The sequence below is a fragment of the Acinetobacter sp. PC34 genome (assembly GCF_051789135.1).
GTDB lineage: Bacteria > Pseudomonadota > Gammaproteobacteria > Pseudomonadales > Moraxellaceae > Acinetobacter > Acinetobacter johnsonii.
In genome coordinates this window covers 3,159,952-3,173,627 of the sequence record NZ_CP196664.1, presented here as the reverse complement: position 1 = coordinate 3,173,627, position 13,676 = coordinate 3,159,952, and the positions used below count along the sequence as shown (strand labels likewise).

Genomic DNA, 13,676 nt, shown 5'->3' with positions numbered 1-13,676 from the left:
TTAAGGCTCCACCATCGGTTGTAGGCTTTCAGCATCGGGATTCACTTTAGCCTGTTGTTGCTGTTGCATTTGGCGTTTTTTGTATTCGGAAATATGTTCGCCTTCCAGTGTTTCTTCTGAAATTAAATATGGAATCAAATGTGCATTTGGATCCACCCGTTCGCCACCATATTTGGTTTCAGGCAAATTTTCACTGTCGAAAGGTTGTACGCTAATGGTTTGCCCATGCTCATCAGTTTTGAGCAAAGTCTGTTCATAGAGCGCATTATTTTGGATCTGCTCAGCCGTTTGGTAAGTGTACTTTTGAATTGGACCTGCAAATACCATATAAGCCATTAAACCTAGCAACAATAGATAAATGGTTTTGTCATTGCGCTTAGGTGCTTGCTCAGGCAAAGCTTGGTACGCGGCATAAGTAGCTTCATCAGGGTTGTCTTCTGGTTTAGTTGCGCGCCAAAAAATCACGAAACCCACACGTGTAAACGCAATAATACTTAATAAACTCACCATTAAAATTGTCACAATCATCAGCAATTGATACGGTGAGTGTGCAGTGGCTTGGAGAATAAACACTTTGCCTAAGAAGCCACTAAAGGGTGGTAAACCTGCCATCATCAAGGCAATAGTGAAATAGGTTAACGCCACCACCTTATGCTGTTTCATTTGCGGTGCAATTTTAAAGTGGTCTTTAAACTCACCACGTTGAGAGGTAATCCAACCACTTAAAATATAGAAAGCTGCCGCAATAATGGTACTGTGCACCAAATAATACAGTGCCGCTGCCCATGCCAAGGTATTGAACAGGGAAATGGCGATTAAAATCGTGCCGACAGAAGACAAAATCATAAAGCCAATGAAACGACGTAAGCGTTCCGCACCCATTGCACCAATCACACCATAGACTGAGGTAATTAAACCAATCGGTAATAGAATGTATTGCAGGATTTCACGGCTAATTGCATCGTCAAATACGGTGCCATTAACACGTAAAATGGCATAAATACCGACTTTGGTCATGATGGTGAACAGGGCTGCTACAGGAGTGGTTGCGACCGCATAGGTTTTTGGTAGCCAAAAACCGACAGGTAGCATGGCTGCTTTAATGCCAAAGACTGTAAATAACAATAGCCCACCAGCAACGGCGATACGATGTTGATCGCCTTCTAACAATGGCATCAGACGTGCAACATCCGCCATATTGAGGCTGCCGACGCTACCATAAATCATGCCAAGGCCAATCAGAAACAGGGCTGATGCCAACAAGTTAATGGTGACATAGTGAATGCCGAGTTGAAAACGCGCTTTGCCTTGACCATGCAGTAACAAAACATAAGAGGCCATCAACAAAATTTCAAAGAATACGAACAGGTTAAATAAGTCGCCTGTCAGGAAGGCACCGGTTAAACCCATCAGTAGGAAATGGCACATGGCATGGAAATAACGGCCACGTTCATCCCATTCTTTACTGGCGAACCACATCACTGGAACAGCCAAGCCGTAGGTTAAAACCAGCATCAGGGCAGACAGTTGATCGAGGACTAAAACAATGCCAAATGGCGCTGCCCATTCGCTCAGGTTATAAACACTGATTTGCCCTGAGCTGGCAAAGATCAGATAGTTGACTGCTGTAAATAAGCCCAACAGGCCAGAGGTATAACTGATGCCTCGACGCCACGGTTGTCGCCAGTCTTGTGCTAAAGAACCTGATCCTGGATTACCCAATAACACCAAAATAAAGGCGGTAATGGCAGGAATTAAAATACTAAAAATTGGGGTGTGTTCTGTCCAAAATTGGATGAAGTCATTCATTATGGCTCATCCTCACGTGGGTCAATTTGTGGTATTTCTTCTTTAGAGTCAACGTGGTCGGTTCCTGTTTCATAACGACTGCGTAAAGCCAGTTGTACAATAAACGCCGTGGTAGCAAAGCCAATCACAATCGCGGTTAACACCAAGGCTTGTGGCAAAGGGTCAGTGGCTTTGCTGGCTTCCGTGAGTACTGCGGGTGCATTAAGTTGAAGTCGCCCCATGGCAAATAAAAATAAATTGACGGCATAACCAATCATGGCCAAGCCAAGTACCACAGGGAAGGTACGGGCACGTAAAATCAGATAGATGCCTGTGGCAGTCAACAGACCAATAGCGGAGGCAAGTAACAGTTCTAAACTAATCATATTAATCCCCCTTTGGTACTGGACCAGACATACTAGAGTGACGCGAGTCCCCGAGTACTGAAATAAGTAGCATGGTCGCACCTACGACCGTGATATAGACCCCGACATCAAACAGTGCAGCCGTCGCTAGGTGCATTTCGCCTAAGATCGGTGGCGACACATAAAAGTGTGCACTGGTGAGGAAGGGACGTCCCCAGAACCATGCGCCTAAGCCTGTTAATCCTGCAATGACCAGACCGGTTCCAATCCAGATTTCATACAAACGACCTGACTTGGCTTTGAGCAGTTGTTCTGCATGATCTTGACCGAGTGCCATGTACTGAATAATCAAGGCCAAAGCGGTAATTAGACCTGCGATAAAACCGCCCCCAGGCAGATTGTGCCCACGCAGGAAGATATACAGGCTAACCACCAAGGCAATCGGTAAAATCCAAGATGCAGTGATACGAAGCATCAATGGCGATGGATTAAAACGGTAGCTGAGACCTTGGGTCATAGTCGTGCCGTGGGTACGCATACCATCCATTAGGCACAGCGCGCCAATGCCTGCAATGCCGAGGACTGTAATTTCACCGAAGGTATCGAAACCACGGAAATCGACCAAAATCACGTTGACCACGTTGGTACCGCCGCCTAATGGAATCGACTGCTGCATGAAGAACCATGAAATGGAGTTGTGATCACGGGTCAAGATGAGCCATGTGATCCATGCAATGCCGAGCCCGCCGCCAATCGCAATCAGGGCATCTCGCCAACGGCGTGAGACACTCGACTCATAGGGAGTGAGTTGTGGTAAAAGTGATAAACTCATCAATAACAGTACGGTGGTGACCACATCGACGGTGATTTGTGTCAAAGCCAAATCAGGTGCAGAGAAGCAGATAAAGACCATAGTCACGACTAAACCAATCGCGCCACTGATCAATACTGCTTTAATCCGTTCGTGGTGGAACCACAACATCATCCAGCACGAAGAGAATAACAGTAGCCATAGTACGATCGCTAAAGCAGGGGCATGGGTGAGTTCACGGGTACCTGTGGTCAGCCCTTGTCCTAAAAATGGAAGTGAGACTACGGCGATACTGAAGATCACAATCCAAAGAATATAGCTTTGTAATTTACCGTTTTCAGTCCAGCGTTTAAATTTGCGTGAGTTGAGCAAAAGTGACTTAAGGAATAAGTCAAAGGCAACTCGACCTTGTAGGCGACCTAAATATGGATCGAGATCAATTTCTCGAATTTTGCCACCCTTCGCTAGACTGAAATAGAAAATCAGACCGCCAATCGATGCAATCAGGCTCATCAATAATGGCATGTTAAAACCATGCCATAGAGCAAGATGTGCGCCTTCAAAGTCCATCACTTGGGTGCTGGCGCGTGCTGTGCTGTTGACGATGTTTTCAACCAAGAGAGCAGGGAATAAGCCGACTAAAATACAGAGAATCGCCAGTAAAGTGGCCGGTGCACGCATGCCAAACGGCGGCTCATGCGCATCCTTGTTCGGAACTTGCTTGCCTAATGGGCCATCGAAGAAAACCCCATGTACCAAACGCACAGAGTAAGCGACTGCAAAAATCCCCGCCAGTGTCGCGACAATCGCGGAGCAGATGAGCACAGGACCAGACAGATTGCTGAGCAGTTCAGTAAAGAACATTTCTTTAGATAAGAAACCGTTGGTCAAGGGTACGCCGGCCATCGATGCTGCAGTGACCATCGTCAAAGTGGCTGTATAAGGCAACAGTTGCCATAACCCACTAAGCTTACGTAAATCACGTGTGCCTGACTCATGATCGATAATACCTGCGATCATGAACAGCGCTGCTTTAAAGGTGGCATGGTTAATAATATGGAAAATAGCCGCAGCCACAGCCAATGGTGATCCGATTCCCAAGAGACACATGATCAAGCCGAGATGGCTGATGGTTGAATAGGCCAATAAACCTTTCAGGTCTTCTTTAAAGATGGCGAAAAATGCAGCCATACACAGGGTAAATAGGCCAATAAAGGTGACCAAATTATGGAACAGTGCCGCACCTGCAAAAATGGGTAACAGTCGTGCCACCAAGAAAATACCCGCTTTTACCATGGTTGCTGAGTGTAAATAAGCAGACACGGGGGTCGGGGCTGCCATCGCGTTGGGTAACCAAAAATGGAATGGAAATTGCGCACTTTTGGTAAAAGCACCGAGTAAAATCAGCAGCAACGTAGGAACAAATAAAGCATGACTTTGAATTTGTGCTGTCATCGTCAAGATTTGATCAATCTCGTAGGTACCTGTGATTTGGCCGAGCAAGATGAAACCACCTAGCATGGCTAATCCGCCCATACCCGTAATGGTCAAGGCCATGCGTGAGCCGCGTTGTGCCGCGTCGTAATTGCTCCAATAACCGACCAAGAGGAAAGAGGAGATACTGGTCAACTCCCAAAAAATGAGGAGTAAAATTAAATTATTGGAGAGTGAAATTCCGAGCATAGCTGCCATGAACAACATGAGCAGTAGATAGAGCTTATTGAGAGAGTTTTTTGGGCCTAAATAAAAATAGGCATAAATATAAATGAGCGTTCCGATGCCACTAATGAGTAAGGCAAAGAGGAGGCCTAATGCGTCTAGACGGAAGCTGAAGTCAATTCCAAGCTGCGGCAACCATGACCACGACTGTGTAATGACAGCGCCATTAAACACCTCTCGTGCTTGGGTCAGTAATAAGCCTAAACTTGTCATACTGACCCCAACAGCTGCGAAGGCGGTTAGCCTACGTGAGCTCTGCTTCAGTAATGAGACAAGGGTTGTGCCAAGTATTAACGGTAACAATATAATAATCGGTAGCACACTCGTTTCCATTGTCGTGAATAGGTCAAAACCTATTGGTGAATCTCATCTTTCAAGGATTACAGGACTGCAAAGAGCAGCCCAAGAGTCTCAATCTTGAAAGCCAATGTGAAATTTAAAAATAATGAAGTTGTGTTGCGCAACTCATGAAGCGTTATAGCAAAATCCGATTTCAGTTAGAAATTTGCAAGTAAAACCGATCATATAACATGACTAAAACAACATCAATCTTTTTTGCGCTGACGCAAAACATTATACGCGTGATGGTTGTTTCTTGGTGGGTGGCAGGTACTTTCTCAGTGCAAGAAATGTAAAAAAGCGACCATTGGTCGCCTGTTTTTGAGGGTTGAAATAGATATGCTTATGAAGCAGGCTAAGTTAATGGATTTGCCGATGAAGCATCATCTTCAGCACTGAGTAAAGCAATCAAATGCTGTTGCTGTTCGGGAGAAAGCTGCTGTTGAATCTGTGTGAATAATTCAGCCACACTTAAATCTTGGGGTTCAGCCGCAATCGGTTCGGTGCTTCCACTCATCGCTTCATGATTGGCAAGGTTTTGGTAAATTACATCGAACTGATGTTGCAGTGGTTCGAGTTGGATCGGACTTAATTGCTTATTTTCCAGTTTGAGGCATTGAAACTCACTGGCTTGTTCCAGCAACTCACTTCGGTTGCCTGAGGCGATAATTTGTAGTCGAGGAAAAGCCTGATTTAAACGTTTTAAAATGACTTGCGCCATATTTTGATCCAATTGATGATCAATCGCATCAATTAATAGTACGCCGTCACCTTCTAAACAAGGGAACAGGCTTTCAGGGTTGAGTAGGCATAAACGTCGCACAATATCGCCAACGAGCGCCACCCAGTTGCGGATACTATTGGAAAGCTGTTGATAGAGCATGCTGTTGCCATGGTAGCGCACCATCAGTTGTAACTTGGGATGATATTGCAGATAAAGATCTTCTATTTCGGGCAGAACGGTTGCTAACGCTTGCTTGAGTGCTTGTAGGCTGGGCGACTGGATATGTGCTTGAGCCTGAGCCAGTTTATAGCTTAAGGGAATATCGGGTGGCATGCTTTTGGGCTGATGCAATATCGTTTGTAAAAACTGTGCAGTTTGCGCATTTTCAATATCGCTGATTTCACGAAACCACTCAAAGAAGCGCGCAAAGGTGGTATAGGGAATAGCTGAAATTTCATAGGCATGTGCATGTTGGAAAATCAGGGGATTGTTCTTGCTGAGAATATTCATCTCATTGACAAAACGTTCCGCAGGATAATACGCAATCAACGGTAAACCTTGCAGCGGATCTTGTAACGTTGCTTGCTGATATAGATTGACCAGTTGTTCGAGTTCTAATGTTTCAACTCGGCTGATGCCAATGCCTTGTTGGTTTAAGGTTTTGTAAAGTTGCCATGTATAGGGTTCGGGCGCAGTATCGGCTGCCGTAGGTTTGAGAGCATACAACTCAGCGGGCACAGCAACTTGAATATCAATTTTGGACTGTAGGCGGTTCAGCATAATGTCGTGATCTAACATCACCACACCTGCAGAGCGTAAATCTTTATAACGGGCCGCAAACCAAGTCAGAGCCTGATAGCTAAAACGTAAGATTGAGGTCTTGCCTGAGGCTTGATCGCCTAAAATTAAAGTGACGGGTTTATCGTGATAAGAAAAATCGACTTTAAGGTCAGCAAAATGCAGGATGTGTTTCAGGTGAATCGATTGAATTTTCATAGAACACCCGCAGCGGTTGTGACTATTTTTACATTCGACTATCCAGCAACTTTACGTAATGAGCTTGGCATTTGTTTTTTCAGCTGTTGCATCAGATCGTAAATGTGATGGATATTTAAACTTACTTTAGCACGTGTACAGGCCACGTAAAGCAGTCTTAACTCTTCATCACTAATTTTATGGTCTTTGTCATTGACCTTAAACTGATAATCATCTTCGATGTGAACGCGGTTCCATTCTAAGCCTTTGGCTTTGTGTGCGGTGGAAATAATATAATCCGCTTGTTCAATCGGCGTAATCTTCGCGAGGGCTTTTTTGAGTGGATCGGTGCCATGATCATCTACCAATTTTACTAAAGGCTTGATGTCACTGCCGTCATTGGTTTCGCAATATTCATGTACATCATGCCAAGAATTAAACCAGGCCAGTTCCGGCACATCGGTGACGCGCTTGCCTTGTTTGAGCATTGCCGCAGCATCGACAAAGCGGTTCAGTTTGACATGGTCGGCTTGTAGGCTGACTTTGTCACCATGGACCAATCCTGAAAGCAACAGTTCCATAGCGCGCGCATTGGTGCGACATAAAATCGCATCGCGCATTTTGGTATGAGGTTTGTTGACCACTTTGGAGTTGAGCAGAGGATTACCCATGAGTGGTACGTTTTCATTCAAGGCGCCTAAAATGGCATTGGCATGCAATGCAATCTCTTCACCAAAACGGAACGAGGTGGTGAGACGGGATTCAGGTAATGGCAGTTGTTGCATGGCATTGACTGCGCCGCGCCATGCATAAATCTGTTGGTGTGCATCTCCGACATAGATCACTTGTGTATTACGCTGCTTCAGTAAGATGCCCAACATCAGTGGGTCAGCATCTTGTGCTTCATCAAACAACACATAGTCACTTGGGATATTGGGTTCAGACAACGCCCACAGTTTTAAATAAATGTCGTGACCAATCCCAGCTTGATGATTGGGATCGATGGACTCTAACCAACGACGTTCAATGGCAGGGTAGAGGTGCTTTTGTAATGAATCGATATCATCGGGATGTAACCAACTCGGTGCTTGTAAATGTCGCGGTGCAGGATACTGAGAACTGGTTGAACAGAAGTGACTCACAGCATTCGCCACAAGGCTGGCCAAGCGTGAGGGCATCAATACATATTTTTCATAACGTCCACCCATCATCCGTCTTAGGGTGATGGGTTCAAGACGGTATTCTTTGGCGATAAAACTCGGACTTAAACGAGGCAGACGAAGTTTGTCGGTCACTCCACGTGGAACACTGCGAAAAGCGAGCGAGTGGAAAGTACGGCAGTCGACATTGCCATGAAACTTCGTTTGCGCTTCGCTGGCAATGGCTTTGTTGAACGCTAAATACATGCCACGTCTTTGTGGCATGGCATCGCTAATCATTTGCAGGGTAGTGGTTTTACCTGTGCCTGCATAGGCAATTACTTTAAACGATTTGCCCAGACGCGCGTTATCAATAGCAATGGCTTGCTCATAAGTCGCGCTCGGTTTGATGATATTTGACACAGGCAATAAACTTAGTGGCTGCGGTTGGCTTTTTCAAGCAAACCAGAAAGCCCTTGACGACGTGCCAATTCATTGAGAACCACTTGAGGATCTAAGTCGAAATAACCTAAAACCACAATCGTATGGAACCAAAGATCCGCCACTTCATAGATCAAATCATTTTTATGGTCTTCATTGGCTTCAGACTTAAAGTCTTTCGCAGCAATCACTGTCTCAATCGCTTCTTCACCGACTTTTTCTAAAATTTTGTTGAGACCTTTGTGATACAGCTTCGCGACATAAGACGAGTCTGGATCCGCTGCTTTACGCTCAGCCATCATTTGACCGAGGTAGGATAAAACTTCAACTTGCTCAGACTGCACCGTTGAGGCATTCATTACCAATGTATGTGGGTTGGTTGATTTTTCACCATAAATTGCGTTCGGGTCTTTGAGTTGTGCATCCACTATTTCCCAGCCATTTGGCGTGAGTTTACGGTAGAAGCACGATTCGCGACCTGTGTGACAGGCAATTCCGCCGTGTTGTTCAATTTGCAGCACAATTACATCGGCATCGCAGTCGAGACGAATTTCGTGCACGGTTTGGAAATGTCCAGACTCTTCGCCTTTGTGCCATAACTTATTGCGTGAACGAGAGAAATATACGGCTTGGTTTTTCTCAGCCGTCAAAGCCAAAGCTTCACGGTTCATCCATGCAACCATCAAGACACGTCCCGTTTGGTGATGCTGTGCAATGGCAGGGACTAAACCTTGTTCGTTAAATTTTACTTCATCGAGCCATTGCAAATTGTTCATAAGATTTCACCAAGCGAATAAATATTGAGAGTGTTACGATATTAACGTAGCGCGCTATAGTCTACGTGATTTAAACAGAATAGAGGAGAAACTTTCTACAGTTATCTCACAGTGGCTTAATAATGTATTTTAGAAATTCAACTATCCGTTACCCATCCAAAGCGGATGAAGATGATTGTCGTTGCATTCTACACAGAATGATTGTTTTGTTTTGCAATATCCCGATAGTTCATTTGACTGAACATGCCTAATTTTAAACCTGAAATCGTCACCGCCATTTCTTCACGGAAATAGGGAATTCGATACATCCAAGCAAAGCTTAAATCACGTAAACCACCTGCCCACCATAGGTCAGATTGGTAAAGTGGTGTGAGTAAACGACTTAAAAATTGATAGAACGCCGTGGAACTTTGACGGTGTTGATGATACGTTTGCCAGAGTTGAACATAATCAATGTTTTCATTTTTTCTTGCGCTTTGAACCGCTTGCCCTAAAGCCCATGCATCTAGAAGGGCCATATTTGCACCTTGCCCCAATTGTGGACTCATGGCATGTGCTGCATCACCCATGACACCGATACGACCCTCACCAAACTTAGACAGCACCACATCACGATAATTTGCCGTCAACCATTGTGATTTTTGTTCAGGCTGGGCAATGACTTGTTCTAACCAATCCGCAGCAGGCTTCCAACGCTTAGACACTTGGTTTAACCAGTCAGAATGCGCTTGTGAATTGTGTAGAAAGTTATTTAGCTGATGGCTTGGAAGACTCCAAAATACACTCGACAGTCTTTGCTTGGGTTCATGTGGCACTGTACCTGTCGGTAAGATGCCCATCATGATTTTAGAGCGATCATGAAACTGATGTAAAATTTCTGTGTCTAATTCAAGACATTCGGGAACAATTGTCCATTTGGCTCCCCAAGGATAAGCTTGATCAACCTTTACCCATTCTTTCGGTCTTAAAAAGCTGCGTGCGCCATTGGCAATGATCACAGCATCAAAAGCTTGATCAAATGATTCACCATCTTTACTACCCAAAACTCGGACTTGATCGGATGTTTCTTCTAATTTTTGAATGTCGGTATTCATTTGCCAAGTAATGAGTGCAGGATATTCGCGGCATTTATTTTCTAAAACATGACATAACGTTGCTCGATGAATCCCTACACCATAAAAATCAGGATGCGCTTGTTGATAATGGCTATTGACCAGTAAATTTCCACTCGGCAACTGACCTTTAAGCCCAGTGACTTTTGCACCCAGTCTTAAAACTTCATCTAAAAGGCCTAAATGCTCAAAAACAGCTAAACCAGAGGGCTGTAGTAACAGTCCTGCTCCGACAGGTTCAAGTTCTGAGGCTTTCTCTAAAATACTGACTTGAATATTTTGTCGAGCCAGTAAAATCGCAGTGGCTAATCCTGCGGTTCCTGCACCAATAATGGCGAAGTGGGGTGGGTGATTAGAAATCATAGATCGAATGATTTAACCATTGTCTAAAATGAATTCATAACGAATATCATCCGATTTTTTTAATTGGTCGATGTTGATTTGAATGGAATCCTCTAACGAGCTTGCAATAATACTTTTTTCCCATGATTCATTTTGTAATTCAATAATTTGAGCATACTTTTCTTGTTCACTTGAAATTATTGTTAGCATAGAAAAAATGTAATCTCGATTTTTCTTTATTTGGTCAGATTAAACAAGATTACATTCATGCGCAAATTTTGTTTATAAATCTTGTATGACCTGTGCAAAATGCTGTTTTTCCACCATTTCCAAGAACTCATCGCCTAAGCGCTGACTTTCAGAAATACATTGGTTCCACATTTGAATGCGCTGTTTTTGGTCGAGCCCTTTGAGTGTGAAATCTTTACGATCGGGCAGGCGTCCTAAAGGTAAGCTCTGTAAATAGTCTTGGGATGGGGACAATAGCAGCGTACGGGCTTGATTTTCAGGATTGGCGTGACGTTTAAACAGCTTATCAAACCAACCGGGCGTAATGCTGTCCGTAAAGTGTGGATAAAGCACAATGCCTTGACTCTCAAAAGGCAGATCGATGTGATAGTCAATCAGACCACCATCGCGATAACTGCCTTGTGGCGCATCTGGAATATCGCGAATTGCGGCCATCACGCCTGGAATAGAGGCTGAAGCAATCAGCCAAGGCAGAACGTTTGCAGTGGTGAGACTGTGATAATGAGTGAGGAAATCATCTTCCACTTTAAATTGTTTACCATTGCTGGGCTGACTAATTACCCGTTGCATAAAGTGGCGACTATGCTTTCGCGAAACAGCGGTTGTGCCGATGATACCTGCCACAGAGGCCAATAGCGGGAGAACTTGGTCACTTTGGAAGATGTGCTGTGCTTTAATCGACAGCACTGTGAGGTGGTAATCGGGATGATTGACCAATTCCGCTTCTTTGCCTTGCACCAAGTCGAGCAGCATGCCACGGCAAATATCACTGACTTCTTGACGCTGCATTTTTTTGTCAAAATAGAGGTTGGTATAGAGTTCACCTAAACGTTCGGTACCTGCTTTCGCACCGTGCGCTAAGATGCTCGCAAAGCGCCAACTGCCAATGGATGAACCAATCAACGTTCGTCTTTGCGGTGCACGAGCAAAGAATTCACCAAAAATGGCTTGGTCTAAACCTTGAATCCCGATGCCTTTGGGCCCACCTGCGGCACCGGGTACAATATCGACCTGTTCAGCTTGTAAGCCTTCACTTTGAATGAGTTGACGTGCTAATTTACCTGCACGAATGCTTAAAGCGGGAGGGTGTTTTTGCAGGATTTGAGTCATCGTGATCATTCAAAATAGACAATATGTATTGTCATTTTAACTGGCGAGAGAGCGAGCGCATTGGCAAAAGTGATCCAAGAATGACTTGGGAGTCACTTCCTACATAAAACCTAAACATAAAAAAGCCTGAGAGACTCAGGCTTTTAATACAGCAGAAAGCGTCTATTTAAACACGCGCCACACCGCCAGTAAGCTGGTGAGTACAATTAAAATCACTGAAATAAACCAAGGCGAGATAATCGCAATCGACAGCAAAATGGCCATGAGACTGCCAAAAATCCAACTGCGTTTTTGCTGATGCTCCATTTGTAGGCGCATACTTTGCAGTTCATTGAGCTGTTTAGCATGCCAAGCTGATTGGTTTTTGAGACCATTTAAGCTATCGACCAACAGCGTTGGGAAGTCTTGCGCCCCTAAAAGTAAGTCCGGAATTTTTTGTCCTAACTCTTTTAGGTTCTTTTGTGGATTCATTTGCGCTTTGATCCAATCGGTCAGGATTGGCTTAGCTAGGCTCCAAATGTCCAGCTCCGGGTAAAGGTCAGTCCCTAAACCTTCAACATGTACGAGGGTTTTAAGCAGCAGCATCAGTTGTGGCGGAATTTCCAAATGGAAGCGTCGTGCAATATCCATCACTTGAATCAAAATGCCCGCGAAGTCCAATTCATGCATGGGTTTGGACACCATTGGCCCGACCGTGCGACGCATTTCACGTGCTAGTGCATCTTGGTCTGTGCCCGGTGGAATCCAACCAGCTTGATGCACGATTTGAATCAGTTGCATAAAGTCGCTGTTCATGACCGCAAGCAGCATACGTGCCACGGTCATTTGGTCGTGCTTCGACAACTCACCCATAATGGCACAGTCTAGTGCAATATAGCGGGGTTGGCTTGGGTTTAGTGTTTCAACGAAGACATTGCCCGGATGCATGTCGGCATGGAAAAAGTTGTCACGGAAGACTTGGGTAAAGAAAATGGTTAAGCCTTTTTCCGCCAGATCTTTACGATCCATCCCCAGCTTTTCAAAGGTTTCAATGTCTGAAATGGGAACGCCCGTAATGCGTTCAGCCACCATCACGTCTTTGCTATCCATATAGACTTCAGGCACATACATCATGCTTGAGCCTGTAAAGTAATGGCGCATACGACGGGTATTGTCGGCTTCTAAGGTCAAATCCAGTTCATTTAAGATGACCTGACGATAGTCCTGAATAATTTCAGATAAGTGTAGTGCACGCGCGGCTTCTAGGCGTTTTTCAAGAAAATCGCCCAACCATTCTAAAATTTCAAAGTCTTGTAAAATTTGACTACGAATAGCGGGACGGGTGACTTTCACCACCACTTCGCGACCATCATGTAAAGCGGCTGTATGTACTTGAGCAATTGAGGCTGCTGCCAAGGGTTGATCGTCGAAGCGTGCAAACAGCGTATTTACATCGGCTTTCAATGAGTCTTGAATACGCATTTTCGCGACATCAGAACCAAAGGGTTTGACACGGTCTTGGAGTAGAACCAGTTGTTGTAGTACTTCAGGTGGAATTAGGTCACGACGAGTAGACAGCAGTTGTCCCATTTTAATCGTCAGTGGTCCCATTTCCTCTAAAGCTTGTTTGAGCTTCAGTGGGTTTTTACGTTCACGACTGGACCATGCCGCAGGGTGCATACGAATTACACCCAGCGCATGACGCGCTTTTTCAGGTAATTCTTCCGCAGGAAACAACGTGTCGAGTCTATAGTGCGCGGCAATGCGCCAAAGTTCGAGTAAACGTGAAACGTGCGGAATCATATAT

Annotated in this window: 9 protein-coding genes; all 9 read right to left on the bottom strand. The window is 44.8% G+C overall.

Annotated elements, in window-relative coordinates:
* Positions 1-1,809: a monovalent cation/H+ antiporter subunit D gene (locus ACSC9N_RS15435; protein ID WP_010325774.1), complete on the bottom strand. Its 1,809-nt coding sequence runs from the start codon at positions 1,807-1,809 to the stop codon at positions 1-3.
* Positions 1,809-2,174 (bottom strand): Na+/H+ antiporter subunit C, encoded by a 366-nt coding sequence (locus ACSC9N_RS15430; protein ID WP_004692695.1) that lies wholly within the window; start codon positions 2,172-2,174, stop codon positions 1,809-1,811. Before ACSC9N_RS15430 ends, ACSC9N_RS15435 begins: the two co-directional genes overlap by 1 nt.
* A 1-nt stretch (position 2,175) precedes the next feature.
* Positions 2,176-5,016, bottom strand: coding sequence for a monovalent cation/H+ antiporter subunit A (locus ACSC9N_RS15425; RefSeq protein ID WP_029574927.1), 2,841 nt, complete (start codon positions 5,014-5,016; stop codon positions 2,176-2,178).
* Positions 5,017-5,377: 361 nt separating this feature from the next.
* Positions 5,378-6,742, bottom strand: a complete 1,365-nt coding sequence (locus ACSC9N_RS15420) for an ATP-binding protein (protein WP_010325776.1) — start codon at positions 6,740-6,742, stop codon at positions 5,378-5,380.
* Between the two features lie 38 nt (positions 6,743-6,780).
* Positions 6,781-8,283 carry an AAA family ATPase gene (locus tag ACSC9N_RS15415; RefSeq protein WP_130235393.1) on the bottom strand — a complete coding sequence of 501 codons (1,503 nt, stop codon included), beginning with the start codon at positions 8,281-8,283 and terminating at the stop codon, positions 6,781-6,783.
* Between the two features lie 11 nt (positions 8,284-8,294).
* A complete protein-coding gene (gene hisIE / locus ACSC9N_RS15410) occupies positions 8,295-9,077 on the bottom strand; it encodes a bifunctional phosphoribosyl-AMP cyclohydrolase/phosphoribosyl-ATP diphosphatase HisIE (protein ID WP_010325778.1) in 783 nt (260 codons plus the stop codon).
* A 188-nt stretch (positions 9,078-9,265) separates the two neighbouring features.
* Complete coding sequence (locus ACSC9N_RS15405) at positions 9,266-10,552, bottom strand: FAD-dependent oxidoreductase (RefSeq protein WP_395474911.1); 1,287 nt, start codon at positions 10,550-10,552, stop codon at positions 9,266-9,268.
* 261 nt (positions 10,553-10,813) lie between these two features.
* Positions 10,814-11,890 (bottom strand): patatin-like phospholipase family protein, encoded by a 1,077-nt coding sequence (locus tag ACSC9N_RS15400; RefSeq protein WP_010325780.1) that lies wholly within the window; start codon positions 11,888-11,890, stop codon positions 10,814-10,816.
* A 162-nt stretch (positions 11,891-12,052) separates the two neighbouring features.
* Entirely contained in the window at positions 12,053-13,672 is a 1,620-nt protein-coding gene (locus ACSC9N_RS15395) for an ABC1 kinase family protein (protein ID WP_010325781.1), read from the bottom strand.
* Positions 13,673-13,676 lie beyond the last annotated feature (4 nt).

Excerpts from the sequence above, each read along its gene's own strand:
- ACSC9N_RS15435 (WP_010325774.1), bottom strand. The coding sequence starts at position 1,809 with ATGAATGACTTCATCCAATTTTGGACAGAACACACCCCAATTTTTAGT.
- ACSC9N_RS15430 (WP_004692695.1), bottom strand. The coding sequence starts at position 2,174 with ATGATTAGTTTAGAACTGTTACTTGCCTCCGCTATTGGTCTGTTGACT.
- ACSC9N_RS15400 (WP_010325780.1), bottom strand. The coding sequence starts at position 11,890 with ATGACTCAAATCCTGCAAAAACACCCTCCCGCTTTAAGCATTCGTGCA.
- hisIE (WP_010325778.1), bottom strand. The coding sequence starts at position 9,077 with ATGAACAATTTGCAATGGCTCGATGAAGTAAAATTTAACGAACAAGGT.
- ACSC9N_RS15420 (WP_010325776.1), bottom strand. The coding sequence starts at position 6,742 with ATGAAAATTCAATCGATTCACCTGAAACACATCCTGCATTTTGCTGAC.
- ACSC9N_RS15425 (WP_029574927.1), bottom strand. The coding sequence starts at position 5,016 with ATGGAAACGAGTGTGCTACCGATTATTATATTGTTACCGTTAATACTT.
- ACSC9N_RS15395 (WP_010325781.1), bottom strand. The coding sequence starts at position 13,672 with ATGATTCCGCACGTTTCACGTTTACTCGAACTTTGGCGCATTGCCGCG.
- ACSC9N_RS15405 (WP_395474911.1), bottom strand. The coding sequence starts at position 10,552 with ATGATTTCTAATCACCCACCCCACTTCGCCATTATTGGTGCAGGAACC.